Source organism: Sagittula sp., assembly GCF_052825245.1.
In genome coordinates this window covers 13,719-39,322 of sequence record NZ_JBRBWD010000058.1, presented here as the reverse complement: position 1 = coordinate 39,322, position 25,604 = coordinate 13,719, and the positions used below count along the sequence as shown (strand labels likewise).

Below are 25,604 nucleotides of genomic sequence, written 5' to 3'. Positions count from 1 at the left end.
TTTCCCGGCAAAACCGCCCGCATCCCGCGAATTTCCGCGCCGCAGCGCAAATCGCCGATCACACCCGCGTGACCTCAGCCACCTTCCGACCTGCCCGATGCGCACGGCGCGGGTCCGGAAACCCTGCCCTTGCCTTTCAGCCGACTTCCTCGCAGGCTTGCCTCAATTCGACAAAAATCAGTTTTGATCCGGGGATGGGAACACGCATGTCTGACTGGTCCGCTGGCTACCCGACCGACTCCGTCTACGTCGACGCCATCCAGCCCGCGATCTCGCCCTGGCGCTGGCACCAGTCGCTGGCCTTTGCCGGGCGCGACGCGCCGGACCCGGGCAAGCCCTTCCGCTTCCTCGAGCTGGGCTGCGGGTCGGCGACGACGCTGATCGCGCTGGCCGCCGCCTATCCGTGGGCGGAGTTCACCGGCTACGACTTCATGCCCGAATGCGTGATGCAGGCGAACGCGCTGATCGCCGAGACCGGGCTGACCAACGTGGAGGTGCGGGAGGGCAGCTTTGCCGAGATGGCGCTGGTGACCCCCGCGGAGAAGTACGACTTTGCCTGCACACATGGCGTCTGGACCTGGGTGCCGGAGGCGTTCCGCCGCGACATCGTTGCGGTCATGGGGCGGTGGATGGCGCCGGGCGCGGTGTTCTACGTGGGTTACAACACCGCGGCGGGCTGGGCCGCGTCGGAGCCGATCCGCAAGATCTTTGCCGAGGCGCCGAAAGGCCCGCCGGGCAATCCCTATGGCCCCGCGCGGGAGGCCGTGTCGCACTGGCTGACCCTGATGGGCGATGCGAACCCCGGCGTCCGGGCGCATTGGGCGACCATGGCCGACCGCGACGACCATTTCCTGGCTCACGAGTTGGGCAACCCTCACGGCACCGGCGTCTGGATGGAGGAGGTGGCCGCCCCCCTTGCCGATGCCAAGATGACCTATGGCGGCCCCGCCGTGCTGGCCGAGAACATGGACGGTCCCTTCCTCGACGAGCCGCGGCTGGAGATGCTGCGGCAAGCCGTGGCGGACGGCTGGGGCGAGGCGGCGCGCGACATGCTGCATGGTCGCTTCTTCCGCAAGGACCTGTTCCACCGGGGCGCGCCCTTCCTCGGCGCGTCGGAGATGGTGGCGCGGATGCGAGCGCTGGAGGTCGTGCCATGGGATCTGGAGATCCGGCTGACCACGCATCTGGGCATTTACCGGCGGCTGAAGCATCACCTGCAGGACGACCTTGTCGCCGCGCTGCACGCCCGCGCGGCAGAGGGGGCGACGCTGGGCGACTGCGCGGACATGCTGGGCGACAACCCGGCGCAGACGTTCCAGATCGCGATGCTGGCCTTTGCCTCCGGCAAGCTGCTGGACCGGCGCCCGGCCGATCAGATCGCGGCGGCAGAGGACGGCTGCGACCGCTTCAACATGGCGATGCTGCGGCGATTGCAGCGCGGAGAGACCGCGCCGGGCCTCGTGTCGCCGGTGATCGGCAGCCCGATCCAGGTGCAGGAGGAGGCGCACCGCGCCGCCCTGGCCGAGGGCGAGCCCGGCCCGGAGCTTGCGCGGCGGCTGGGCGTGCTGGGGGTGGCGTGATGTCCGACTGGTCCCAGGGATACCCGACAGACAGCGCCTACATCGACGCCATACAGGTGGAGATCACGCCGTGGCGTTGGGCACAGGCGATGCACTTCGGCGGGCTCCGCTGCCCCGATCCGGGCAAGCCGTTCCGCTTCCTCGAGCTGGGCTGCGGGTCGGCGATGACGCTGATCGCGCTCGCCGCCGCCTACCCCTGGGCGGAGTTCACCGGCTACGACTTCATGCCCGAACACATCGTCATGGCGAACCGGCTGATCGACGAGATCGGCCTGACCAACATCGAGGTGCGCGAGGGCAGCTTTGCGGAGATGGCCGCCGACCCGCCCACCGAAAAATACGACTTCGCCGCAGCGCATGGCGTCTGGGCCTGGGTCCCGCCGGATGTGCGGGAGGAGATCGTCGATGTGCTGGGCACGTGGATGACGCCGGGGTCGGTCGCGTATTTCGGCTACAACGCCGCGGCGGGCTGGTGCTCGGCCGCGCCGATCCGCAAGATCTTCCGCTCGGCCCCGCTGGCGCGGTCGGCGGACGCGCGCTACGGCGCGGCGCGGGCCGCCACGCAGTCCTGGGTCGACATGGTGGGCGACGGCTATCCGCAGATGCGGCTTCTGTGGAACAAGCTGAGCGAGGCACCGGACCATTTCCTTGCACATGAGATCGCCAGTTCCTTCGGCACCGGGCAGTGGATGGAGGACCTCGGCCGGCCGCTGGAGCGGGCGAAGATGGCCTTTGCCGGACCGGCGGTGCTGGTAGAGCACATGGACGCGCTCTACCTCGACGCCGCCGAGATGGACTTCCTGAAGAAGGCGGTGGAGGGCGGCTGGGCCGAGACGGCGCGCGACCTGCTGCTGCGCCGGACCTTCCGCAACGACCTGTTCCACCGCGGCGCGATGCGGATGCCCGGCCCGGCCATGGTGGCCGCGATGCGCGACCTCGAGGTGGTGGCCTGGGACGAGGCGCTCGACATGGGCACGCATCCCTCGGTCGGCGATCAGCTTAAGCGCGGTTTGCCCGATGACGTGCTGGCCGGGCTGAAGCAGGTGGCCGGGGACGGCGGGCGGACCTTCGGCGACTGCATGGCGGCGCTGGACGTGGACACGCCACAGGCCTTCCAGGCGGTGATGACGGCCTACGTGTCGGGCGCGCTTCTGGACTTGCGGCCGGAGGTGCAGCGGCAGGCCGCGCAGGACGGCTGCGACGGGTTCAACGCCGCGATGCTGCGCCGCCTGAAGGCCCGCAAGCCGATGCCCGGCTTCGTGTCACCCGCCTGGGGCGGCCCGATCCAGTTCGGGGTGAAGGCGCATCGCGCGGTCGTCGCGGGCGAGGCGGAGGACAGCTTTGGCCTGAAGGACCGGCTTGCGACGCTGGGGATCACGGTCTGACGGCGGTCAGGTCCGTCCGTCGTTAAGCCCGCCCGTCCTTACGCCCGCCGGTCCTCAGGCCCGCATGTCCTTGGGCGAGCCCATCACCACGTAGGTCGTCAGCCGGTCCACCTGTGGCAGCGCGCCGAGGATCTCCGTGTGGAAATGCTTGTAGGCGGTCAGGTCCGCGACCTCGACCCGCAGCAGGTACTCCACCGCTCCGGTGATGTTGTGGCATTCGACCACCTGCGGGGCGGCGGTCATCGCGCGCTCGAACGCCTCCTGCGAGGCCTTGGTGTGCTGGTTCAGCCCGACCGAGAGATAGGCCACGAACCCCGTCCCCGTCTTGCCGGGATCGAGCACGGCGCGATAGCCGGCGATCACGCCCGCCTTCTCCAGCGCCTGTGTGCGGCGCAGGCAGGCGGAGGGCGACAGCCCCACCCGTTCCGCCAGCATGAGGTTGGACAGGCGGCCATCGGCCTGAAGCTCTCGCAATATCCTGCGGTCGATATGGTCAAGTTCGGTCATGGATTGCGTGATAGCACGATCCGCGCGGCATTTCGCAATTTCATGGCGCGGCGATTGCGTCAGAGTTGCGCCAAAGCCGCACGACCCGGAAGCGCCCCGCCATGACCTTCGACATCCTCCCCGCCCTCGCGGGCTTTGCCGCCGCCTCCTTGTTCACACCGGGGCCGAACAACCTGATGCTGGTCGCGTCGGGCGCCAACTTCGGCATCCGCCGGACGCTGCCGCACCTGTCGGGCGTGGTGCTGGGGTTCCCGCTGATGATCGTGCCGGTGGGCCTGGGGGCGATGCGGCTCTTCGATCTCTGGCCGCCCGCCTACACCGTGCTGAAGACGCTGGCCGTGGTCTACCTGCTGTATCTCGCGTGGAAGATCGCCAACGCCGGAGAGGTCCGGGATGCGGAGGCAGAGGCGCGCCCCATGACCTTCGCGCAGGCGGCGGCCTTCCAGTGGGTCAACCCCAAGGGCTGGAGCATGGCGCTGGGGGCGATCACGCTTTACGCGCCGGGCCGGGACGTGGCCGGGGTGCTGTTCGTGGCGGCGGTCTTCCTGACGCTGGGCATGGTGTCGGGTTTCGTCTGGACCAGCTTCGGCACAGGCATCCGCCGCTGGCTGGCCGACCCGGTGCGCCTGCGCTGGTTCAACGTGACCATGGCGGTGCTGCTGGTCGCCGCCATGGTGCCGGTGCTCTTCGGCTGAGGCCTTGGCGCCCGGCGCTCAGGTCAAAGGCACGCGGATCTCGGTCAGCAGATCCTCCGGCGCCGTGTCCATGGGATTGTTGAGGTAATACTCGTAAGGCGGCCGGTCGGCGGGCAGACGGCCCGAGGCGGGCAGCGCCGTGCCGTAGAGATAGCCCCAGGCGGCGGGCAGCCCGGTGTAGGGCCCGCGCATCGTCAGCACCAGGTGCTCGCCGCCCGGGACATCCACCCGGGTCAGGTCATCGGGCATCTCGAACCCCTCGGCCACGTCCATCCCGGCGGTGCTGCGCAGTTCCGCCTGCGGCGTGTCCTCCGGGCTGTCGTGGTAGATCCCGACAAGCGCGCGCGCCTGCGGGAACAGCCCCCGCGTGGCGAAGAGGGTGGCAAGGTCGGAAAAGCTCCGCCCGATCTCGTGATAGGGGCCGCGATGTTCCAGCGCGGCAAGGCGCAGCGCCGGGCAGACGCGCAGTTCGGTCGGGTAGGTGTCGGTCATGTCGGTGTCTCCGGTGGGGACGGTCGTGAAGGTCATCGCGTCGGCGGTGCTGCGCCCGGCCTGACGGAAGGCGGTGGGCGTCATGCCGTAAAGCGCCTTGAACGCCCGCACGAAACTGTCGGCGTTGTCGTAGCCGCTCTGCGCGGCGATCCGGTCCACGGGGTCGGTGCCCCGCGTCAGGTCGAAGGCGGCGCGGTGCAGCCGCAACCGGCGGACGGCCTGCGCCGCCGTCTCTCCGGTCATGGCGTGGAAAACCCGCGCGAAGTGGAAGCGCGACATGCCCGCCACCTCGCAGAGCGCATCGAGCGACAGGTCGCCGTCGGGGTGGTCGGCGATGTGCCGGATCACCCGGCGCAGGCGGGATTCGTAGGACGTGGCAGGCGGCTGGGCGGTCATGGGTGCTCCTTTCGGCGCCACCCTGCACCGGGCAGGGGCGACAAATCTTGCTTTGTTGCGTTCCGCTGTTGCAGGCGCCATATAGCGCCCAGCATCATGGAGGACACCGCATGGCCAACTACCTCGATTTCGAGAAGCCGCTGGCGGAGATCGAAGGCAAGGCGGAAGAACTGCGCGCGATGGCGCGCGAGAACCCCGGCATGGACGTGGAAGCCGAGGCCAAGGCGCTCGACAAGAAGGCCGATGCGCTGCTCAAGGACCTCTACGCCAAGCTGTCGCCCTGGCGGAAGTGCCAGGTCGCGCGCCACCCGGAACGCCCGCACTGCAAGGACTACATCGAGGCGCTGTTCACCGAGTACACGCCGCTGGCCGGCGACCGGAACTTCGCCGACGACCACGCGGTGATGGGCGGGCTGGCGCGGTTCAACGACGAGCCGGTGATGGTGATCGGCCACGAGAAGGGCCATGACACCACGTCCCGGATCGACCGCAACTTCGGCATGGCACGGCCCGAGGGCTACCGCAAGGCGGTGCGCCTGATGGACATGGCGGACCGCTTCGGACTGCCGGTGGTGACGCTGATCGACACGCCCGGCGCCTACCCCGGCAAGGGCGCCGAGGAACGCGGCCAGTCCGAGGCAATCGCCCGGTCGACGGAGAAATGCCTGCAGATCGGCGTGCCGCTGGTGACCGTGGTCATCGGCGAGGGCGGCTCGGGCGGGGCGGTGGCCTTCGCCACGGCGAACCGCGTCGCGATGCTCGAACATTCGGTCTACTCGGTGATCTCGCCCGAGGGCTGCGCCTCGATCCTGTGGAAGGACGCCGAGAAGATGCGCGAGGCTGCGGAGGCGCTGCGCCTGACCGCGCAGGACCTCTACCAGCTGGGCGTCTGCGACCGGATCATCCGCGAACCGAAAGGCGGCGCGCACCGCGACCGCGAGGCGGTGCTGACCTCCGTGGGCGAGGCCATCGCGACCATGCTGAAGGAACTGGGCGGCGCGAAACGCGGCGAACTGGTGCAGGCCCGCCGGGCGAAATACCTGAACATGGGCGCAAAGGGGCTGGCGGCCTGACCGGCCGCCCTCCCGATCCCACCGCCCACCGTCTCCCTCCCGAACAAGGCCGCGCCGGCCAAGGCGCGCCCCGCCCAGCCTCCGCCCGACGAAAGCCGGTGCCCCGCGCACTTTTGCGCGCCTGGACACCCCATCCAAGGGCGCGCCAACGCCTCAACGCATCCCGGCACTTCCGCCCACGTGCTGCCCCACACCGCACCGCGCCTCAGCACCCTCACCCTTCCCTGCTTCTTTGCTTCAAAAATACTCCGGGGAGCGCGAGGGGCCGGCCCCTCGCTCCCGTCCGCACCACAGGCGCCACCGCCTGCCCCCTGAAACAATCGTTGGCGCGGACGTGACCCTGCGTCAGCCGTTTGCCCGGTGACAGCGGCCGCGTGCTCGGGTCATATCTCCCCATGGAACTCGTCTTCGCATATGGCGCGGGGCTGCTGACGCTGATCAATCCCTGCGTGGTGCCGGTGCTGCCGATCGTGCTTGCGGGCGCGCTGCAGGCCAGTCCGCGCGGGCCGCTGGCGATGGCGGCGGGGATGTCGCTGTCGTTCGTGACCCTCGGCGTGACCGTGACCGCCTTCGGGCACCTTGTCGGCCTCGACGTGGAGACGATCTCGAAGGCCGGGGCGGTGCTGATGGTTGTCTTCGGGCTGGCGCTGCTGGTGCCGCGCGCGGGGGCCGTGCTGGCCGGGGCCACGGCGGGGATGGCGGCGCGCGCCGACATGCGGATGGACGGCGTCGACCGCAGCGGGCTGCGGGGGCAGTTCCTCGGCGGGCTGCTGCTTGGCGCGGTCTGGAGCCCCTGCATCGGCCCGACGCTGGGCGGCGCCATCGCGCTTGCCTCGCAGGGCGAGAGCCTCCTGCGGGTCACGGCGATCATGGCGGCCTTCGCCATGGGCGTCTCAACCCTGATCCTCGGGCTGGCCTACGGCACGCGCGGTGCCATCGGTCGGCACAACGCGACGCTCCGGCGGCTGGCGGTCTCGGCCCGGCCGGTGCTGGGCGTGGTCTTTGCCGCCACCGGGCTGGCGCTCCTCTTCAACCTCCACCATATGGTCGAGGCCTGGCTGATCGGCGTCCTGCCCGGCTGGCTGATCGACCTTTCCGTTTCGCTCTGACCCTTTCCTCCCGACCCTTGCCAAAGGAGTTTCCCATGCACCGCCGCAGCTTCCTGACCCTGACCGCGGGCGCGCTTGCCCTGCCCTTCGCCGCCCGCGCCGCGCTGGAGTACACGCCCGGCCTCACCACCCAGCGGCTCGCCGCCGGAGAGACGCTGTTCCTCGACTTCCGGGCAAGCTGGTGTTCGACCTGCGCCGCGCAGCAGCGCGTGCTGACCGAGCTCAAGCAGGAGAACCCCGCCTACGAGCAGAACATCACCTTCATCGACGTGGACTGGGACATCCACGGCAAGGGGGAACTGTCGCGCATGCTGAACATCCCGCGCCGCTCCACCCTCGTCGTGCTGAAGGGCGAGAAGGAACTGGGCCGTCTCGTCGCGCAGACCGGCAAGGCGGAGATCAAGGCGCTGATGGACACCGCGCTCGGCGCCGCGACCTCCTGATCCGCGCTACAGCACGCTCTCCAGCCCGAGCGAGGCGATGAGCCGGTAATAGGCGATGGCCACCGCCGCGAAGGCCGCGATCTGGATCAGCTCCCGCTTGAAGGCGTGGGAGTGAAAGAACGCCCGGTCGCGGTGGTGGAGCACGTCCATCAGCTCGTCCCCGATCCGCACCGACAGGAAGGTCCCGGCGGCGGACAGCGCCACGACGCCCCAGTAAGGCCAGGGGTGCACGAGGATCTGGTGGAACAGCCGGGTCAGCACGGTCGTGTCGAAATATTCCGGCGCCATCAGCAGCGTCGCGCCGACGATGCCGCCCGCCAGCGCCCAGACCGCCAGTTCCGAGACCACCATGCGGATGCCGAACAGCACACGCAGCGGGAAATCCAGCAGGAAACCCGCGTCGGCGATGGGCGTGCAGAGCACGAAGAACGCCCATGTCAGCCCCGCCGTGACGGCGCCCGTCGCCGCATCGAAACGCACCCAGAGATAGGCGAAATAACCGGCGAGCAGCGCCAGCAGCAGCAGGAACTTGAACAGCACCTGGCGGCGCGGCGGGCTGGCGGAGGGATCTGACGGCATGGCGGCTCTTTCCGGAGGGGGCGATGCGGTCCCAGAGTATGCGCGCCCCTGCCTGTGGCCACAAGCGGGCGTCTTGACGCGGCGTGACCGGATGACCACGGGCGGGAGGGTTTGTAGGGCGGGCCTTCGGGCCGCCTTTCGCCGGACATGCGCAGGACGGGCGGGAGGTGTGCCGGCCTTCGCGGGTTCGTCAGATGCGGTCTGCGATCATCCTCAGACCCTGCGTCACGTCGGTGCGCACCGCCAGCCTCAGGCCGGGCTCGTCTCCGGCCTTCAGCGCGGCGATGATCAGCCGGTGATACTGCGGCGGATCGGTACGGCGCAGGCGGCTGTAGAGCGCCCGCATCGTGGGGCCGAGTTGCAGCCAGACGGTTTCGCACATGGCCAGCATCGCGGGCGCCTGCGCGCGCAGGTAAAGCGCGCGGTGGAATTCAAGGTTCGTGCGGATGTAGGCCACCGCGTCGCGGTTCGACACCGCGTCGGCGATGGTGGCGTTGATGGTCTGCAGCCGGTCGATCAGCGCCATGTGCGCCCGCGGCAACGCGCGGGAGGCCAGCTCGACCTCCAGGAGTGCACGCAGCGCCGCCAGTTCCTCGATCCGTTCGTTGGACAGTTCCGGCGTGGCGACGCGCCCCGAGTTCGACATGGACAGCGCGCCTTCGGCCACCAGCCGGTTCACCGCCTCGCGCGCGGGTGTCATGGAGACGTCGAACTCCTTGCCGATGCCGCGCAGGGTCAGCGCCTGCCCCGGCCCGATCTGGCCGTGCATGATCCGGGTCCGTAGCCCGCGATAGACGCGGTCGTGGGCAGAGGCGGTGACTTCGGTCTTCAGGGGAACGGTTTGCATGGTCGCATGTGATCACAAATTGGCGGCAGGTCAATCGGTCTCTGCGCGGCGCGGGTGGGCGGGAAAACTTCAGAATGACGCAACGTCAGGTTGAATTTTCTGAAACTGCCTCGCCGCCGCGTTCGTGGATAGGGTCAAGCGCCGGGCCGGACACGCCCCGGCAAGGGATCGGAGGGCGTCCGGGGCGCGTCCTTCGTGCGGATGCGGTGCCGGTTCAAGACACACACCTGCGGCACCCTCCGGCTTGTCATGTACCTGGGTATGTGAAGAGCCCCAAACCAGACCATGCCCGGGCATGGCAGGGAAAGGGAGGGCTGCAGCCCTCCCTTTTCTATGGCGGCGAAGGCTCAGACGGCGATCTCGGTGTGCGGCGTCCAGGCGGTGCGGAAGGGCGGGCTTTGCAGGATGCACCGGATGCGCGGGTCGTCGCGCGTCCGCTCCGGCCGGTGGAAGTAGAGGTCGGCATAGGCGTCGGCGAACCGCTCCTGGGTGCCCTGGGTGATGCCGGTGTGCGGCTGCCGGGCCAGCAGGCGGAAGCCCTCGGGATCGTTGCGCATGATCCAGCTCAGCGCGCCATAGCTCCAGTCGACGAGGTGCCCCAGTTCGTGCAGCAGCGTGTAGTGCTTGCCGCCGGGGCGGTTGTTGATCGGCCGCTGGCGCGGATCGAAGCTGTCGATGTCGAGCATGATCCAGAAGCGGCGCTGGTGCGGCGAGAGGTCCCTCCAGCCGCGCTGCGCCGCATTGGTGGAGCCGCCGGCGTATTCGCGCATCTCGCCCGAGCGTTCGTCGCGCACCTGCCGGTCGCGGATCACGATGCGTTGCAGGCTGCGCAGGTGGTCCGCCGGGACGCAGCGCAGCGTGTGGGAGAGGCGTTCCTGCTGTTCGGCGGTGATCGGCAGGCCTTCGAGCGGGATCGCCCCCGCGCGGGAGTGGAGCATGGTCATCGGACCCTCCTTCGGGTGTGACTTTACTACCCTAAGATGTGGGGACGGCGCGCGCGCCTGCACAGGCTGGGATACCTGTCTTGACCGGGCGGCGCCTGTCGGGTCTGTCGCGGGTCAGTCGAAGCGGTAGCGGTGCAGCTCGTTGCCGTGATCGCGCAGCCATTTGCGCGGCGCCCGCCAGTCGCCGTACAGGCGCTCGACCTCCGCCCAGAAACGGTCGGAGTGGTTCATGTGCCTGAGGTGCGCGACCTCGTGGGCGGCGACGTAATCCAGCACTTCGGGGTGGCCGAGGATCAGCCGCCACGAATACATCAGCCCCCCGTCGGAGGTGCAGGACCCCCAGCGCGACCGCGTGTCGCGCAGGGTCAGCCGGGTGTAAGGTTTGCCCAGCTTCGCGCTGTAGAAATCCGAGGCCGCCGCCAGCCGGTCGCGGGCCAGCGTCCTGAGATACCCCTGAAGCCGCGCCGCCGCCCGGTCGGGATCGCCGGGCACGTGCAGCACGCCGTCACCGCGCGTGACCGACCGCCCCGCCCCCGGCAGGATCTCGTGCAGCGTGCCCTCCAGCGGGATGCGTGCGCCAAGACCCACGGGCACCGGCGCGCCCTGGGTTTCGAGGTGGCGGCGCAGCCAGGCCTCCTTGGCGCGCAGGAAGGCGCGGCCCTCCGCTTCCGGCACGGCGCGGGGCAGCGTCAGGGTCACGCGGCCGTCGAGCTGCGAGATGCGCAGGCTCAGCCGGCGTGCGCGGGCGGACCGGCGCACGGTGACTGCAATCTCGGGGTTGCCAGTCAGGCGGATCTGCCCCATATGACGCCTTCCCCCAAAAGCTTTGACATCGAACCGGTCATATGGCAGGGGGCGAAGATTGTCGACGGGGGCCCGCCAGGTCCCAGCATCAAGAGGGGATCACCCATGCCGAAGGAAGAATGGGGCACGAAGCGCGTCTGCCCGACCACCGGCAAGCGCTTTTACGACCTGAACCGCAATCCGATCGTCAGCCCGTACACCGGTGAGGTCGTGAACCTCGACACCGGCAAGCGCAGCATGATCGCGGCGGACGCCGAGGACCAGGCCTCGAAGGCGAAGAAGAAGGACTCGGAAGACGTCGACCTGCTGGACGATGATGATGTCGAAGTCGATCTGGACGACGATGATGTTCTGGAGGACGAGGACGACGACAACGTCTCGCTCGACGACATCACCGACGTGTCCAACGAGGACGACGATTCCTGATCGCACGCCCTGGCCTCTCCCCGCGGGGGAGGGGCTGACCACGCCCCGGAAGGGGTTGGGACAAAAGCCGCGGCGCAGGGTGCATTTTCCGCTTGATCCTGCTGGCGGCTTCTCGTAATCACCCCCGCACGGCGCGGATGCGCCGCCCAGGGACGACACTCCGACAGGCCATGCGGCCGGCCGGAGAAGACCAGAAGATGGGGCCTTAGCTCAGCTGGGAGAGCGCTACAATGGCATTGTAGAGGTCAGGGGTTCGATCCCCCTAGGCTCCACCATTCTTCCGATAACGCGACAGGTCGACCGCCCGGGCTGGCACCGGGAAAGGGTCCGTCCTGTCGTTTTGACGTGTTTGCAACCGGCTTTCCGGTAGACTTATCCCGCATCCTGCCAGATGCCGACCTTTCCGCGTCCGATCCCGGACGCCCCTTTTCCGGAGCCGCTCCGCATGATTCCTGCCCTGACCGACGCGCTGACCGAGCGCGGTTACGACACCCTCACCCCCGTGCAGGAGGCCGTGACCGCACCGGACGCCGATGGGCGCGACCTGCTGGTTTCGGCGCAGACCGGATCGGGCAAGACGGTGGGCTTCGGCCTTGCCATCGCGCCGACGCTGCTGGGCGAGGATCAGGCCTTCGGCCCCGCCGGCACGCCGCTGGCGCTGGTCGTGGCCCCCACCCGCGAACTGGCCTTCCAGGTCATGCAGGAGCTGCGCTGGCTTTATGAAAAGACCGGCGCGATGGTGAATTCCTGCGTCGGCGGCATGGACGTCCGGCAGGAGCGGCGCTTCCTCGAACGTGGCACGCATATCGTCGTGGGCACGCCCGGGCGGCTCTGCGACCACATCCGGCGCGGTGCGCTCGACCTGAGCGACGTGCGCGCCGTTGTGCTGGACGAGGCCGACGAGATGCTGGACCTCGGTTTCCGCGAGGATCTGGAGTTCATCCTTCAGACCGCTCCGGCCGAGCGGCGCACGCTGCTGTTCTCGGCCACGGTGTCGCCGGTCATCGGGCGCATCGCCGAGGAATTCCAGAAGGACGCCTTCCGGATCAACACGATCAACAAGGCCAAGCAGCACGCCGACATCGCCTACAAGGCGCTGCGCGTGGCGCAGGCGGATTCGGATCACGCGATCTTCAACCTGCTGCGCTTTCACGACGACGAAAGCGCCATCGTCTTTGCCAACACCCGCGCGCAGGTCAATCACCTGACGGCGCGGCTGCACAACCGCGGCCTGTCCGTCGTGTCCCTGTCCGGCGAACTGAGCCAGCAGGAACGCACCCACGCGCTGCAGGCGATGCGCGACGGCCGGGCGCGGGTCTGCGTGGCGACCGACGTGGCGGCGCGGGGCATCGACCTGCCGAACCTGTCGCTGGTCATCCACGCCGATCTGCCGACCAACACCGAAAGCCTGCTGCACCGCTCGGGCCGCACCGGGCGCGCGGGCAAGAAGGGCATCTCGGCCCTGATCGTGCCGCCGAAGTCGGTGGGGAAGGCGGAGCGCCTGCTGAAATGGGCGAAGATCACCGCGGAATGGACCGTGCCTCCCTCGGCGGAGGATATCTCGGCCCGTGACGAGGAAAAGCTGCTGAACGATCCGTCCTGGCAGATGGGCGTCCCGGAAGAGCAGGCCGAGTTCGCCGCCCGCCTGCTTGAGGCGCACGGGCCGGAAGCGGTGGCCGCCGCGCTGGTCCGCATGCACCTGGCGCGCCATTCCGCGCCGGAAGACCTGCAAAGCCCCGACACGCCCGCGCGCCGCGACACCAAGAGCTTTGGCCCGAGCCGCTGGTTCGCACTGTCGGCGGGCCGCAACGACCGCGCGGAAGCACGCTGGCTGCTGCCGCTGATCCTGCGCGCCACGGATCTGGAAAAGGACGCCATCGGCGCGATCCGGGTCCAGGACACGGAGACATTTGTCGAGATCGCCGCCACCCGGGCCGCCGCCTTCGAAGGCGCGCTGGGGGCCGACGGCATGCTGGCCGACAACATCACCGCCCGTGCCGTCGAGGGAGAGCCCGAGTTCGCGCGCCGCCCCTCCGGCCCGCGCCGCGACGACGGGTTCCGCAAGGGACCGAAGCCGCATCGCGGCCGTGGCGATGACCGGGACGACCGGGGCGCCCGGCCGGACCGCAAGCCGCGCCCGCCGCGCGAAGACCGCCCCGAGCGGACCGAGCGGGCGGAACGTCCTGCCCCCGCCCCTGCCGCCAAATCCGCCCCGGTGAGCGAAGCCGCGCCGCGGGCCGAGGCCTCTGCCGCCCCGGCTGCCGACACGCCGCGCCCGAAGAAGCCCGCCGCACGGCCGGAGGGCAGATCCGAAGGCAAACCGGCGGGCAAGTTCACCCAGCGCACCGAGGGCAAGGGATACGGCAAACCGAATCGCGAGCGGTCCGACCGGGACGGCCCGAAGAAGCCCTACAAACCGCGCACGACCAAGGACGGCGACGCCGCCCCGGCGAAACCCGCCTACCGCAGCAATGCCTCCGACCCGTCGCAGCGCATGTCGCGCGGACCGGCGAAGGGCCCCGGCAAGGGGCCTGCCAAGGGTCCGGGCAAGGGGTCGTTCAAGGGCACGCCGAAGGACGGCGCCAAGGGTCCGTCGAAGTTCAAGGGCAAGACCGGCGGCAAGCCGCGCCCCGGCGGGACGGAACCGCCGCGCCGCAAGGGCTGAACGCGCGCCTCACACTTCGGCGAAGGTTTCCGCGTGGAACCGGTCGATGGTGAGCGTGTCGCTCCAGTGATCCTTTGGCAGCCCGGCCTTGACCTTCAGCGCCTCGACGAAGGCGCGGGGGTCGGGCAGCTTTTCCCAGACCATCGGCAGGAAGGTCCCCGCGCGGCCCGCGTCGCGCAGGATCAGCCCGTCGCGTTCCGGCACCAGCTGCGATTCGAGGTCCTCCTGATCGGCGAAGGTCATGCGCCGCGCCGGTGACAGGATCGCGATCTTGATGGAGGTCCGGTCGAGTTCCCTTTCCTTCAGCTGGTTGAAGCGCGGGTCCTCGAAGGCGGATTTCTGGATGTTGAGGGCCACGTCCTCGACCAGCGGGCGGTGTGCCTTGAGGCTGCCGATGCAGCCGCGCAGCCGCCCCTTCTGTTCCAGCGTCACGAAACTGGCCCCGTAGGTCTGCAATGGCGGCGGGAAGCTCGCCGTGTCGATGAGCGGCGGCTTGCCCCGGCTCAGGCTGGAGGCCAGCACCTCTCGCGCGGTCCTGAGCAGCCGTCTGCGCTGGCCGGGGTCGAGGCAGGCCGCCTCCCCCGCGGTGATCGCCCATGCGCCATACCCCACGGTCCGGCTGTCGTCGCCCGTCACCTCGCCCGAGTTCGCCATGGCGAGGCGGGTCAGCCGCGTGCCCTCTGCCAGCCGGGAGGTAAAGAACCCGGCGATGGCGCGGGCGCCGCAGGCCTCTTCGGGACGCAGGTCGGGGGCGGCGCCGGTCTCCAGCCGTTCGGCAGTGCGCGCGTCCTTCGCCTGCGCGGCGTCGCGGGTCAGGAAGTGGCTGAGGTCGGAGGAGAGGACGATCAGCGTGCCTTGGGGCAGCGCGTCGATGACCGCCGCGACCTGTGCGTTGTCCGCCCGCCCGACCACCAGCGGCAGCACCGGCACGCCGGGGTGCAGGGCGTGGAGAAAGGGAAGCTGCACCTCGACGCCGTGCTCCTGGTCGTGGGCGGCGTCCTCCACATGGATCAGCCCCCCGGAGGTCAGCGCGTCGCGCGCGGCGGTGTCGATACGTACGGTGCCGGTCGGCAGGGAGAAGGCGTCCTGCGACGGCGCGGCGATGCCGTCGAAGGCGTGGCGGTGCGAGGGCGAGAGGACGGCGATACCCCCGGGCGTGGCGTCCCGTGTTGCGGCCAGCGCCCGCGCGGTCAGGCGGCCCGAGAACGCGTAGCCCGCGTGGGGCGAGATCACGGCAAGGGGCGGTTCGGGCGCGGTGGGCGCGCCCTCCAGCAGGGCCGCGACCTCGGATGCCAGCGCGCCCGGCTGGCCGGGATAGAATCGCCCCGCGACGGCGGGCTGTCGGGTGGTGGTCATCGTCATCTGCCTTCCGTTGCCCTATCATTGTCTCGCGTCGGAGAGAGGAAACCAAGCACCTTGAGCGAGATCGTCCTTCAGCGGGAACAACCGGACGGGCGGCTGATGTGCACGCTCTGCCCGCGCGAATGCCAGTTGCGCGACGGCCAGCGCGGCATGTGCTTTGTCCGGATGCGGCAGGGCGGCGAGATCGTGCTGGACACCTACGGGCGGTCGACCGGCTTCTGCATCGACCCGATCGAGAAGAAGCCGCTGAACCATTTCCTGCCGGGCACGCCGGTGCTGTCCTTCGGGACGGCGGGCTGCAACCTTGCCTGCAAGTTCTGCCAGAACCACGAGACCTCGAAAAGCCGCGAGGTCGACGCCATGAGCGCCCGGGCGACGCCTGAGATGATCGCCGGGGCGGCGGTGCGGGGCGGCTGCCGGTCGGTGGCCTTCACCTACAACGACCCTGTGATCTTCTACGAATACGCGCTGGACACCGCCGCGGCCTGCCGTGAAGCGGGGGTGAAATCGGTGGCGGTGACGGCGGGCTACATCTCGGGCGGGCCGCGAGAGGCGTTCTTCGGCGCGATGGATGCGGCCAACATCGACCTCAAGGGGTTTACCGAACGGTTCTACCGCGAGCTGACCGGCGCCGCGCTGGCCCCGGTGCTGGAGACGATCCGCTACGCCGTGCGCGAGACCGCCTGCTGGGTCGAGCTGACGGTGCTGCTGATCCCCGGCCAGAACGATTCGGAGGCAGAGGTGACGGCGCTGGCAGAATGGGTCGTGGAGGCCTGCGGGCCGGATGTGCCGGTGCATTTCACCGCCTTCCACCCGGACTACCGGATGCTCGACGTGCCCCGGACGCGGGTGGAGACGCTGCTGCGCGCCCGGACCACCGCGAAGGGCGCGGGGCTGCGGCATGTCTACGTGGGCAACGTGCATCACGAGGCGGCGCAATCGAGCTATTGCGCGGGCTGCGGCACGAAGGTCATCGGGCGGGACTGGTATGCGCTATCGGACTGGGGCCTCGACGACCGCGGCGCCTGCGTGGTCTGCGGGACGGCCTTGCCGGGGGTTTTCGTCGGGCCGCCGGGGACCTGGGGCCGCAGGCGGCAGCCGGTGCGGCTGGCGTGACTGGTTTGCGGGCCTGAACGCAACGCGCCCCGGTAATGCCGGGGCGCGCGCGTCATGGGTCCGTGATGGACGGATCAGTTGTCGGTGCAGGTCAGGACGTAGCGGCCCTTGGCGAGGAAGGGCTTTTTCCAGACGAAGCGGGTGCCCTTGTAGGGGTCCGCGCAGGCCAGAGAGGAATAGTGGCCCTGCACGTAGGGTTCGCCCCCGGTGAAGCACACGTCGTACGAAGCAAGACCGCTGCGATAGCGGTCGCAGCCCGGGGTGACCGGGTCCATCGGGCCGTCATAGGATTGGTGGCCGGCGGAAGCGGCGGTGGCGATAGCGGAAATTGCAATTGCGGCAGCGCCAAGGAACGTATTGATCTTCATTAGTAACCTCCAAAAATAAGTTGGTGATCGGAATTAAGACCGATTCGCCGCCGTCTGTCGCGCAAAAAAGGCGTAAATAAGGCCGTTTCCCGCGGGCGACAAAAAACCCTGACTTAATTCACAGGACTCTCAAATTAATCGGGAATCTTTTCCATAGGCGGAAAGCGCCCCAACCATAGGTTGTTATTCTCGTGCATTTCCCGGATTGAGTCGAGTGGGGAATTCCATAGTCGGTCCTTTCCCGGCGATGCCGGTGCGGGGGCTGCCCTTGGTCAGCTTGGTGCCTGCGCGTCGCACTGACCGGTTCCGGCCTTGAAAACAAGTGGCGTTAACTGGCGTCAGCCCTGATCGTTGGGGCCGGAGGCGGTGGCGTGTGTCTGGCAAGGACCGGAGGAGCGCCACGGCACAGGATCGGCGCCGGGGTACGGACTTCATGCACGTCTGCTTGGATTGGAGGGTCCGCCGGACTCGGGCTTTGATGGGGCTTCATTCACTCCGCCCGGTCAGAAGCTACCCCCTGCCCTTTTCAAATCCGGGCGCTCAATCCGGAATTATCCCAAGTTCGCAATTCGGGATTTGCGGTCTTCTTTCTGCACGTGCATCGGGAACAGGTGGAAAGGCGCGGGTGCTACCGCTTGAGGCATCCACTTGAAAGGACGGGAAGTCCGCGGGTCAGACAGAGGAGAAGCAGGCCAGCGCCGCGCCGTGCACGCCGATGTCCACCGGGCCGAAGATCGAGTCGACGCAGAGCGAGAAGAGCTGCGCCTCCGGCAGCCAGACCAGCGTGTAGGCGCCGTTGGAGCGGGTGACCATGATGCAGGTCGTGGTGGCGCCGCCCGGGATGTTCACGGTGATCGGGAGATGGCGGGCGCGCAGGCGGCGGAAGTCGTCCAGCAGCATCCGGTCGGCCCGCGTGGCCTTGGGGTGCATCGCCAGTTCCGCGTCGACAAGCGCCGTGACGTGATCCGTGAGCGTGGTCATGAAGGGAAGTCTAGCGCGGCCGGCGCCGCCGGTCAGCCCATCAGCGCCCGGCGGACGAGGTTCAGGCCCGCGACCAGCAGCACGGCCAGCGTGGCGCGGCGGAAGGCGCGCTGGTCGATGCGGTCCTGGATGCGGCTGCCGATCCACATGCCGCAGACCGCGGTGGGCAGCAGCATGACCGAGAACCAGACGGAGCGTTCGTTCAGCACGCCCGAGCCGATGTGCGCGACGGTCAGTGCCAGTGCGCCCAGCCCGTAGATCACGCCCTGCACGCGCATCTGCTCGGTCTTCTCGGTGCCGATGGCAGTCAGGTAGGCCACGGTCGGCGGCCCCCAGACACCGGACAGCCCGCCGATGAAGCCGGCAAAGGCGCCGATCCCGGCCTCGAGCCCCGGGCGGGTGCCGGGGGCAAGGCGCAACTGCCAGCCCGCCAGTTGCAGCATGGCAAACAGCGTGATGGGCAGGCCGATGGCCAGAAGCAGCCAGCGCACCGGCAGCACCGTCACCAGCTGCGCGGCGCCCAGCAGGAACACCAGCCCGACCAGAAGGAACAGCCGGAACCGCTTGACCGACTGCCATGCGGCGCCCGCCCCCTGCCTGAGCGCCTGCATCCCGTTGGTGACAAGCGTCGGAAGAATCAGTCCGGCCAGCGCCAGTTCCGGCGGGATCAGGCTCGAAAGGCCGGAGATCATGATCATGGGCATGGCGAAACCGACCATTCCCTTGACCACGCCCGCCACAAGGCCGATGCCAAGGGCGGCCAGCAGGACGGGCAGAGCGAGATCGGGCAGAAAAGCGGTCATGCGGCGCTGATAGCATGGGCGTCCGAGGGCCGCCGCAAGAATCCTCTGCGCAAGAAATGAACACTCTGCCGCAGTCCTTGGTATTTTTGTTGCGCTGCAACTGCAAAATGTTTAGGACCGTCGCAACCGAATACACAGACCGAACCCGTCGCGTCCGGCGACCGAAACCGACGACAAGGAGACGATGAATGGCGCATGATGGACAAGACCTGGGTCAGGGCCGCGTGATCCTGCCCGACCTTCTGGATCTGACCGGCGCGGCCGTTGCCCCGGTGGAACAGGTGTTCGAGGCCGCCCGTGCGCGCGTGCGCGCGCTGGTCAGCATCGACGGCCGGGTCTCGGCGCGCGCGGTGGAGGACAACCAGACCGCGGCGCATGGCCTTGCGTGGTTCGCCACCTACCTCGAGTCGCTGCGCCAGATGCAGGGCTGGGCGGAGAAGCTGACCGCCGAGGGGACCTTTGGCGAGGTGGAGCAGTTGATCCACCAGATCGCCTTTGGCGAGTACCTCGCGCAGATCATGGGCGGCATCCAGATGAACCAGGGCGAGATGGTGCGCCTTGCGGACCTGGGCGTGACCCCCGCCGAAGCCGCGCCGCTGGCCAGCGAGGCCATCGTCACGCTGACGCTGAACGCCAACAGCCAGGCCGCACGGAGCCGGCTGGTCGAGCTGATGGAGGAGCGCTCGGCCGAGATCACGGTGGGCCGCACCGGGCTCGACGAAGAGCTGGAGATGATCCGCGAGCAGTTCCGCCGCTACGCCGTCGACAAGGTGGAGCCCTTCGCCCACGAATGGCACCTGAAGGACGAGCTGATCCCGATGGAGGTGATCGAGGAACTGTCCGAGATGGGCGTCTTCGGCCTGACCATCCCGGAAGAGCACGGCGGCTTCGGCCTGTCCAAGGCGTCGATGTGCGTGGTATCCGAAGAGCTGTCGCGCGGCTATATCGGCGTGGGTTCGCTGGGCACCCGGTCGGAGATCGCGGCAGAGCTGATCATCGCGGGCGGCACGGAAGAGCAGAAGGCGAAATGGCTGCCCAAGCTCGCGTCGGGCGAGGTCCTGCCGACCGCCGTCTTCACCGAGCCGAACACCGGGTCGGACCTCGGCTCGCTCCGCACGCGGGCGGTGAAGGACGAGAACGGCGATTACCGGATCACCGGCAACAAGACGTGGATCACCCACGCCGCCCGGACCCACATCATGACGCTTCTGGCGCGCACCGATCCGTCGACGGACAACTACAAGGGCCTGTCGATGTTCATCGCGGAAAAGACGCCGGGCACCGACGCCGACCCCTTCCCCACCGAGGGCATGACCGGCGGCGAAATCGAGGTGCTGGGTTACCGCGGCATGAAGGAATACGAGCTGGGCTTCGACAACTTCAAGGTCAAGGGCGAGAACCTTCTGGGCGGCGTCGAGGGCAACGGCTTCAAGCAGCTCATGGAGACGTTCGAATCCGCGCGCATCCAGACGGCGGCGCGGGCCATCGGCGTGGCGCAGGCGGCGCTGGACGTGGGCATGCGCTACGCGCTGGACCGCAAGCAGTTCGGCAAGGCGCTGATCAAGTTCCCGCGTGTGTCGGGCAAGCTGGCGATGATGGCGGTCGAGGTGATGATCGCGCGGCAGCTGACGTATTTCTCTGCACGGGAGAAGGACGAAGGCCGTCGCTGCGACCTTGAGGCCGGGATGGCGAAGCTGCTCGGCGCGCGCGTCGCCTGGGCCGCGGCGGACAACGCGCTGCAGATCCACGGCGGCAACGGCTTTGCGCTGGAATATACTGTCTCGCGCATCCTGTGCGACGCCCGCATCCTCAACATCTTCGAGGGCGCGGCAGAGATCCAGGCGCAGGTGATCGCGCGGCGCCTGCTGGGCTGACATCCTTGGGACGGACTGGAAAGGCGCCCCCTGAGGCGCCTTTTCTCTTGCCGGCGGGCCGGGTCAGGCCGGGGCGGATTCGAGCGAGGCGAGGAAGCCGCGCCAGCCGCCGAATGCGGTGATGTCCTCTGCGCCCTCGACCGCCGCCGCCTCCACCAGGAATCCCTTGCAGAGGTCTTCATCCTCCAGCGTCAGCGTGCCGATGGTGAGCGGCGAGGGGATGTTGGCCATGAAGGCGCCGACCGCGGCGGTGGGCAGCGCCCAGAGCTCGATGTCGATCGCCTTGCCGCCGCGGTTCACCCACAGGAGGCCCGGTTTCGGCACGCCGCCGCGCAGCCGGTAGAGCCGGTAGTCCGCGCTGGTCCGGGCGGGGCCGAGGCATCGGGCGCCGAGGCGGGTCAGCTCGCCGTTGAGCGGCAGGCCGGACATATGGGCGCCGACGGCGGCGATCACCGTCTCGTTCTGTGCGCGCGCCGGAAGCGGCAAGGGCATCGGAATGGCAAGCCCGTTGCCGGGGGCTATGGCGGCGTCCTCCTCGATCCGGGCGGCGAGAGCGGCCAGAAGCCCGTCCCTGCCGGAGGCCGCCAGCAGCGTCAGGCTGCCCGGGCGCCCGTCCCTGCGGGGCGCGGTGGGCACGGCCAGCCCGCACATGTCCAGCAGGTTGACGAAGTTGGTGTAGGTGCCGAAGCGGGAGTTCGGTTCGACCGGGTCGGCCTCCAGATCGGCGCGGGTGTAGAAGGTCGGCACGGTGGGCACCACGAGCATGTCGTAGCGGTCGAGCACCGGCTGGACGGCGCGGCGCAGGTCGGCGAGGCGGTAGAACCCGCGGAAGGCGTCGACGGCGGTCAACCGATCGGCGGCCGAGACGATGGCGCGGGTGACGGGGTGCACCACGTCGGGTTCGACCGCCATGATCTCTTCCATCGCGGCCCTGCGTTCGGCCACCCATGCGCCGGAGTAGAGCATCTGCGCCACGTCGTAGAAGGGCGTGAGGTCGATCTCCTCGACGGTGATGCCCATGTTCATCAGCCGGGCGGTGGCACTGGCGAAAGCCTCTGCCTGGAGGGTGTCACCGAAGAACTGCGCCGAGGCGGCATCGGGGATCGCGACGGTCAGCGTCTCGCGCGTGTCGAGCGCGGGGGCGGCAAGGTCGCGGGAATAGGCGTCTGCGGGATCGTAGCCGGAGGCCACCTGCAGCGCCGTCCAGCCGTCCGCCACGCCGACCGAGAAGATGGAAATGGTGTCGAGCGTCCGGCAGGCGGGCACCATGCCGGTGGCGCTGAGCAACCCGAGGGAGGGTTTGAAGCCGACGATGTTGTTCAGCGCGGCGGGCACGCGGCCCGATCCGGCGGTGTCGGTGCCCAGCGCGAAGCTGACGATGCCCTGCGCCACCGCCACGGCAGAGCCGGAGGAGGAGCCGCCCGGCACGATCTCCGGATCGACGGCGTTGAAGGGCACGGCGTAGGGCGAGCGCATCCCGACGAGGCCGGTGGCGAACTGGTCGAGGTTGGTCTTGCCGATCACCAGCGCTCCGGCGGCGCGCAAGCGGGCGACGACAAAGGCGTCCTCGGCGGGTTCATAGGCGAAGGCGGGACAGGCGGCGGTGGTGGGCAGGCCCTCCACGTCGATGTTGTCCTTCACCGCGAAGGGCACGCCCCAGAGCGGGTACGCGTCGGCATCGAAAGGCGGCAGGGCCATGGCCTCTTCCACGACCTCGGACTGCTCGCGGAGCGCGATGAAGATGCCGGGGTCGCCTATCTCGGCGATGCGGGCGTAGACGGCGGCGATCACCGTGCCGGGCGTGGTGCCCGCGGAATAGAGGTCGTGTAGCGCGCCGATCCGCAGGTCGGGCGCCTGTAGCGTCATCACGTTCATAGGTCAGTCACCTTCCAGAAATTCCACCGGCTTCGTCCACTGGATCAGCACGACGCAGCCTTCGTCCGAGCGCACGGTGTGCACGCTGCCTTCGGGGTTCAGCACGAGGCTGCCCGTGGGGTAATGCCCGTTCTCGTCGCTCTGGCTGCCGTCCAGCACGAGCACGGTCTCCATGCCGCTGTGCCGGTGGCGGGGGGCGGCGGCGCCGGGTTCGTAGCGCAGGAGTGCCACCTGGGGCGTGCCTTCGGCGATGGTGCACATCTCTATCCCGTCGCGGAACGGGGCGAAGGTCATGTCGCGCCAGCTGCCGCTGGTGAGGTCAGCGATGGAGAGCGGCTCAGGCATCGGCCATTTCCAGCGCCGAGAGGATCGTGGCGACGGGCGCCGTCCAGCCGACGATGGCGCCCTGCGCGCGGATCATCTGCAGGGCCGCCTCCTTGAACTCGGCGAAGTAGCTTTCGGTGGCGTCCTCGGCCAGGAGGCAGTCGAAGCCGCGGTCGTTGGCCTCGCGCATTGTGGTCTGGACGCAGACCTCCGTGGTGACGCCCGCGAAGATCAGGGTCTTCGTCCCGAGACAGGCAAGGTACGGCCCGAGGTCGGTGGCGTAGAAGGCCCCCTTCCCCGGTTTGTCGATGACCTTTTCGCCCGGGATGGCCGCCAGTTCTGCGACGATCTCGGCCCCCGGTTCGCCGGCGATCAGGACCCGGCCCATCGGGCCCGCGTCGCCGATCCGGAGCGACGGCGCCCCGCGCAGACGCTTGGCGGGCGGGCAGTCGGACAGGTCGGGCTTGTGGCATTCGCGGGTGTGGATCACCGGAACGCCGGCCGCGCGGCAACCGTCGATCAGCCGCGCGGTGGTCGGCACGATGGCCTGAAGCCGCGTCACGTCGTTGCCCAGCGAAGCGCCGAAGCCGCCCGGCTCGATGAAGTCGCGCTGCATGTCGATCACGATCAGCGCGGTGGTCGCGGGGTCGAGGTCCAGCGGAAAGGGCTCTGCGGCGATCCTCATGCGTGACCTCCCATGTGATGGCCGATGGTGGGCACGTCGGCCTCGGCCGCGGTGCATTCGTAGACCAGCGCGCCTTCGGACATGACCAGCACGCGGTCGGCAAGCTCGAGGATCTCGTCGAGGTCCTCGCTCATCAAAAGCACCGCCGCGCCGCCATTGCGGGCGGTCATGATGCGCGACCGGATCTCGGCCACGGCGGTGAAGTCGAGGCCGAAGCAGGGGTTGGAGATCACCAGCAGGTCCACCTCTCCGTCCAGTTCGCGCGAAAGGACCGCGCGCTGGACGTTGCCGCCGGAGAGCGCGGCGATGGGGCTTTCGATGGAGGCGCATTTGACCTTGTACTCGGCCACGAGGCGTTCGGCCTTCTGCTTCATGGCGCGCGGGGCAAGCCAGAAGCGCGGCCGGTCGCGGCCCGTCTCGAAGGAGCGGAAGCCGATGTTCTCGGCCACGGTCATGCGCGGCGCGCAGGCGTTCTGCAGCGGCTCTTCGGGCAGGTAGCGGACCTTCAGGCGGCGTTCCTCGGCCCGGGTGGCGCCGTAGGGGACGCCATGCACGGTCATCGTGCCGGCGGAAGGCGTGCGCTGGCCGGTGAGGATCTCCATCAGTTCCATCTGGCCGTTGCCGGAGATGCCTGCGATGCCGACGATCTCGCCCGCGCGGACCTTCAGCCCGTCGATCGTGATCTGGCCGAGGCCGGAGCGGTCGGTCGCGCGGATGCCGTCGAGCGCCAGCACCGTCTCTCCGCTCGTTTCCGCGCGGGGGGCGGGGTCGGCGGGCTTTGCATCGCCCATCATCATCGCGGCCATGTCGGCGTGGGACAGGTCGCTGACCATGCCGCCGCCGGTGTAGACGCCGCGCCTGAGGACGGAGACCTCGTCGGCAAAAGCCGTCACCTCGCGGAACTTGTGAGAGATCATCAGGACCGACAGCGCCCCCGCCTCACACAGCTGGCGGACGTGGCCCAGCACCTCGTCCGCCTCGTCGGGCGTCAGGACGGAGGTGGGTTCGTCCAGGATCAGGAAGCGGCGGCCGAGATAGAGCTGCTTGAGGATTTCCAGCTTCTGCTTCTCGCCCGCCGCGAGGCGATGCACGGGCTCCGCAAGGGGAACACGGAACGGCATCGCGTCCATGAAGGCGGAGAGGTCGCGCATCTCCGTCTCCCAGTCGATCACCGCCGGCACGTCGGCGCGGCTGATCACGAGGTTTTCCGCCACGGTCAGGGCCGGGACCAGCGTGAAGTGCTGGTAGACCATGCCCAGCCCCTTGGCGTGGGCGTCCTTCGGATCGGTCACGTTGCCGTCGAAGCCGTCGATCAGCAGGTTGCCGGAGGTGGCGTGGTAGAACCCCATGATGCACTTGACGAGGGTGGACTTGCCCGCGCCGTTCTCGCCCAGCAGCGCGTGGAAGCTGCCCGGCTTCACCTTGATCGAGACGTTGTCGAGCGCGGTGAAATTGCCGAAGCGCATGGTCATGCCGACCGTCTCGATCCCGATGGCGCCGGTGCCCTTCGGTTTGGCGACCGGCGCGGTGGGCGTGTCGTCGAGCGCCGCCATCTTCATGGCAGCACCTTCAGCAGTGCGTCGGAGGTCGCCGTGGCGCCGAAGACCCCGCCCTGCATGTGGATCATGTGGATCGCGGCGGCGTGGTTGGCCGGGTCGGTCGCGGCACAGCAGTCGGTCAGCATCACGCATTCGAAGCCGCGGTCGTTGGCCTCGCGCATGGTGGTGTGCACGCAGACGTCCGTGGTGATGCCGGTCAGGACGATGTTGTCGATGCCGCGCAGGCGCAGGATCATCTCGAGGTCGGTGGCGCAGAAACAGCCCTTGCCCGGCTTGTCGATGATGACCTCGCCCGGTTCCGGGGCCAGTTCGCCGATGATCTCCCACCCCGGTTCGCCGCGGGTCAGGATGCGCCCGCAGGGGCCGGGATCGCCGATGCCCGCGCCGATCTGCCGGGACCGCCAGCGCTTGTTGTCGGGCAGGTCCGAGAGGTCGGGGCGGTGGCCCTCGCGCGTGTGGATCACCATGTAGCCCTTGTCGCGGAAGGCCTTCAGCACGGACTGGATCGGCTGGATGGGCGCGCGGGTCAGGGAGATGTCGTAGCCCATGCTGTCGACGTAACCGCCCACGCCGCAGAAATCGGTCTGCATGTCGATGATGATGAGCGCAGTGTTCCCGGGCCGCAGGTCGCCGTTCCAGGGCCAGGCGTAGGGCGCGGAGTCGATGGTCGTGCCCACGGGGGTTTCGGTCATGACGTTCATCTGTGGGTCTC

25 protein-coding genes and 1 tRNA gene are annotated in these 25,604 nt (G+C 68.9%); 11 read left to right on the top strand and 15 right to left on the bottom strand.

The features are described 5' to 3' along the window. Positions 1 to 206: 206 nt before the first annotated feature. Positions 207 to 1,580 carry a methyltransferase domain-containing protein gene (locus ACU0DV_RS23490; RefSeq protein ID WP_446242760.1) on the top strand — a complete coding sequence of 458 codons (1,374 nt, stop codon included), beginning with the start codon at positions 207 to 209 and terminating at the stop codon, positions 1,578 to 1,580. Next, positions 1,580 to 2,965 carry a methyltransferase regulatory domain-containing protein gene (locus ACU0DV_RS23485; protein ID WP_446242759.1) on the top strand — a complete coding sequence of 462 codons (1,386 nt, stop codon included), beginning with the start codon at positions 1,580 to 1,582 and terminating at the stop codon, positions 2,963 to 2,965. Before ACU0DV_RS23490 ends, ACU0DV_RS23485 begins: the two co-directional genes overlap by 1 nt. A gap of 54 nt (positions 2,966 to 3,019) precedes the next feature. Here ACU0DV_RS23485 and ACU0DV_RS23480 read toward each other — a convergent pair whose 3' ends face one another. Further along, on the bottom strand, positions 3,020 to 3,472 hold the full coding sequence (locus ACU0DV_RS23480; RefSeq protein ID WP_100929222.1) for an Lrp/AsnC family transcriptional regulator: 453 nt from the start codon (positions 3,470 to 3,472) through the stop codon (positions 3,020 to 3,022). 101 nt (positions 3,473 to 3,573) lie between these two features. Between ACU0DV_RS23480 and ACU0DV_RS23475 the strand changes: the two genes are divergently transcribed. Further along, positions 3,574 to 4,167, top strand: a complete 594-nt coding sequence (locus tag ACU0DV_RS23475; RefSeq protein WP_283981214.1) for a LysE family translocator — start codon at positions 3,574 to 3,576, stop codon at positions 4,165 to 4,167. 18 nt (positions 4,168 to 4,185) lie between these two features. On the opposite strand, the gene ACU0DV_RS23470 is transcribed toward ACU0DV_RS23475, so the two are convergent. Further along, positions 4,186 to 5,055: an AraC family transcriptional regulator gene (locus ACU0DV_RS23470; RefSeq protein WP_446242758.1), complete on the bottom strand. Its 870-nt coding sequence runs from the start codon at positions 5,053 to 5,055 to the stop codon at positions 4,186 to 4,188. A gap of 110 nt (positions 5,056 to 5,165) precedes the next feature. Here ACU0DV_RS23470 and ACU0DV_RS23465 point away from each other — a divergent pair, with 110 nt between their 5' ends. The 3 genes from ACU0DV_RS23465 to ACU0DV_RS23455 all read left to right on the top strand — a co-directional run bounded on the left by ACU0DV_RS23465 (position 5,166) and on the right by ACU0DV_RS23455 (position 7,680). Continuing rightward, complete coding sequence (locus ACU0DV_RS23465; protein WP_446242757.1) at positions 5,166 to 6,128, top strand: acetyl-CoA carboxylase carboxyltransferase subunit alpha; 963 nt, start codon at positions 5,166 to 5,168, stop codon at positions 6,126 to 6,128. Between the two features lie 395 nt (positions 6,129 to 6,523). Further along, positions 6,524 to 7,237 (top strand): cytochrome c biogenesis CcdA family protein, encoded by a 714-nt coding sequence (locus ACU0DV_RS23460; RefSeq protein ID WP_446242756.1) that lies wholly within the window; start codon positions 6,524 to 6,526, stop codon positions 7,235 to 7,237. Positions 7,238 to 7,272: 35 nt separating this feature from the next. After that, on the top strand, positions 7,273 to 7,680 hold the full coding sequence (locus tag ACU0DV_RS23455) for a thioredoxin family protein (protein ID WP_446242755.1): 408 nt from the start codon (positions 7,273 to 7,275) through the stop codon (positions 7,678 to 7,680). Positions 7,681 to 7,686: 6 nt separating this feature from the next. Here ACU0DV_RS23455 and ACU0DV_RS23450 read toward each other — a convergent pair whose 3' ends face one another. The 4 genes from ACU0DV_RS23450 to ACU0DV_RS23435 all read right to left on the bottom strand — a co-directional run bounded on the left by ACU0DV_RS23450 (position 7,687) and on the right by ACU0DV_RS23435 (position 10,854). Then, on the bottom strand, positions 7,687 to 8,259 hold the full coding sequence (locus ACU0DV_RS23450) for a hypothetical protein (RefSeq protein ID WP_446242754.1): 573 nt from the start codon (positions 8,257 to 8,259) through the stop codon (positions 7,687 to 7,689). 190 nt (positions 8,260 to 8,449) lie between these two features. Then, positions 8,450 to 9,106 carry a GntR family transcriptional regulator gene (locus tag ACU0DV_RS23445; protein WP_100929215.1) on the bottom strand — a complete coding sequence of 219 codons (657 nt, stop codon included), beginning with the start codon at positions 9,104 to 9,106 and terminating at the stop codon, positions 8,450 to 8,452. A gap of 347 nt (positions 9,107 to 9,453) precedes the next feature. Continuing rightward, positions 9,454 to 10,050 carry a hypothetical protein gene (locus ACU0DV_RS23440; protein WP_446242753.1) on the bottom strand — a complete coding sequence of 199 codons (597 nt, stop codon included), beginning with the start codon at positions 10,048 to 10,050 and terminating at the stop codon, positions 9,454 to 9,456. Positions 10,051 to 10,164: 114 nt separating this feature from the next. Continuing rightward, positions 10,165 to 10,854 (bottom strand): M48 family metallopeptidase, encoded by a 690-nt coding sequence (locus tag ACU0DV_RS23435; RefSeq protein WP_100929213.1) that lies wholly within the window; start codon positions 10,852 to 10,854, stop codon positions 10,165 to 10,167. Between the two features lie 105 nt (positions 10,855 to 10,959). Between ACU0DV_RS23435 and ACU0DV_RS23430 the strand changes: the two genes are divergently transcribed. The 3 genes from ACU0DV_RS23430 (at position 10,960) to ACU0DV_RS23420 (ending at position 13,945) form a co-directional block, all read left to right on the top strand. Further along, the gene (locus tag ACU0DV_RS23430) at positions 10,960 to 11,280 is read left to right on the top strand and encodes a TIGR02300 family protein (protein ID WP_100929212.1); all 321 of its coding nucleotides are present in this window, start codon (positions 10,960 to 10,962) and stop codon (positions 11,278 to 11,280) included. A 199-nt stretch (positions 11,281 to 11,479) separates the two neighbouring features. Continuing rightward, a tRNA-Ala gene (locus ACU0DV_RS23425) sits at positions 11,480 to 11,555 on the top strand. Between the two features lie 170 nt (positions 11,556 to 11,725). Next, a complete protein-coding gene (locus ACU0DV_RS23420; protein ID WP_446242752.1) occupies positions 11,726 to 13,945 on the top strand; it encodes a DEAD/DEAH box helicase in 2,220 nt (739 codons plus the stop codon). 9 nt (positions 13,946 to 13,954) lie between these two features. Here the strand turns inward: ACU0DV_RS23420 and amrB are convergent, their stop codons facing one another. After that, on the bottom strand, positions 13,955 to 15,301 hold the full coding sequence (amrB, locus tag ACU0DV_RS23415; RefSeq protein WP_446242751.1) for an AmmeMemoRadiSam system protein B: 1,347 nt from the start codon (positions 15,299 to 15,301) through the stop codon (positions 13,955 to 13,957). 60 nt (positions 15,302 to 15,361) lie between these two features. On the opposite strand from amrB, the gene amrS reads away from it, so the two are divergent. Continuing rightward, positions 15,362 to 16,423 (top strand): AmmeMemoRadiSam system radical SAM enzyme, encoded by a 1,062-nt coding sequence (gene amrS, locus ACU0DV_RS23410; protein WP_446242750.1) that lies wholly within the window; start codon positions 15,362 to 15,364, stop codon positions 16,421 to 16,423. 74 nt (positions 16,424 to 16,497) lie between these two features. Here amrS and ACU0DV_RS23405 read toward each other — a convergent pair whose 3' ends face one another. From ACU0DV_RS23405 to ACU0DV_RS23395, 3 genes are all read right to left on the bottom strand, one after another. Then, entirely contained in the window at positions 16,498 to 16,791 is a 294-nt protein-coding gene (locus tag ACU0DV_RS23405; RefSeq protein WP_100929210.1) for a hypothetical protein, read from the bottom strand. Positions 16,792 to 17,463: 672 nt separating this feature from the next. Beyond that, complete coding sequence (locus tag ACU0DV_RS23400; RefSeq protein ID WP_100929209.1) at positions 17,464 to 17,772, bottom strand: hypothetical protein; 309 nt, start codon at positions 17,770 to 17,772, stop codon at positions 17,464 to 17,466. 32 nt (positions 17,773 to 17,804) lie between these two features. After that, positions 17,805 to 18,575 carry a sulfite exporter TauE/SafE family protein gene (locus ACU0DV_RS23395; RefSeq protein WP_283981225.1) on the bottom strand — a complete coding sequence of 257 codons (771 nt, stop codon included), beginning with the start codon at positions 18,573 to 18,575 and terminating at the stop codon, positions 17,805 to 17,807. A 188-nt stretch (positions 18,576 to 18,763) separates the two neighbouring features. Between ACU0DV_RS23395 and ACU0DV_RS23390 the strand changes: the two genes are divergently transcribed. Then, the gene (locus ACU0DV_RS23390) at positions 18,764 to 20,449 is read left to right on the top strand and encodes an acyl-CoA dehydrogenase family protein (protein WP_100929207.1); all 1,686 of its coding nucleotides are present in this window, start codon (positions 18,764 to 18,766) and stop codon (positions 20,447 to 20,449) included. Between the two features lie 63 nt (positions 20,450 to 20,512). Here ACU0DV_RS23390 and atzF read toward each other — a convergent pair whose 3' ends face one another. The 5 genes from atzF to biuH are packed head-to-tail and all read right to left on the bottom strand — an operon-like array spanning position 20,513 to position 25,593. Beyond that, a complete protein-coding gene (atzF, locus tag ACU0DV_RS23385; protein WP_446242749.1) occupies positions 20,513 to 22,324 on the bottom strand; it encodes an allophanate hydrolase in 1,812 nt (603 codons plus the stop codon). A gap of 3 nt (positions 22,325 to 22,327) precedes the next feature. After that, entirely contained in the window at positions 22,328 to 22,669 is a 342-nt protein-coding gene (locus tag ACU0DV_RS23380; RefSeq protein ID WP_283981228.1) for a cupin domain-containing protein, read from the bottom strand. After that, positions 22,662 to 23,333 carry a cysteine hydrolase family protein gene (locus tag ACU0DV_RS23375; protein WP_283981229.1) on the bottom strand — a complete coding sequence of 224 codons (672 nt, stop codon included), beginning with the start codon at positions 23,331 to 23,333 and terminating at the stop codon, positions 22,662 to 22,664. The genes ACU0DV_RS23380 and ACU0DV_RS23375 overlap by 8 nt, the downstream gene beginning before the upstream one ends. After that, positions 23,330 to 24,892, bottom strand: coding sequence for an ABC transporter ATP-binding protein (locus tag ACU0DV_RS23370; protein ID WP_446242748.1), 1,563 nt, complete (start codon positions 24,890 to 24,892; stop codon positions 23,330 to 23,332). Before ACU0DV_RS23370 ends, ACU0DV_RS23375 begins: the two co-directional genes overlap by 4 nt. Next, entirely contained in the window at positions 24,889 to 25,593 is a 705-nt protein-coding gene (gene biuH, locus ACU0DV_RS23365; RefSeq protein WP_283981231.1) for a biuret amidohydrolase, read from the bottom strand. Before biuH ends, ACU0DV_RS23370 begins: the two co-directional genes overlap by 4 nt. Between the last annotated feature and the right edge of the window lie 11 nt (positions 25,594 to 25,604).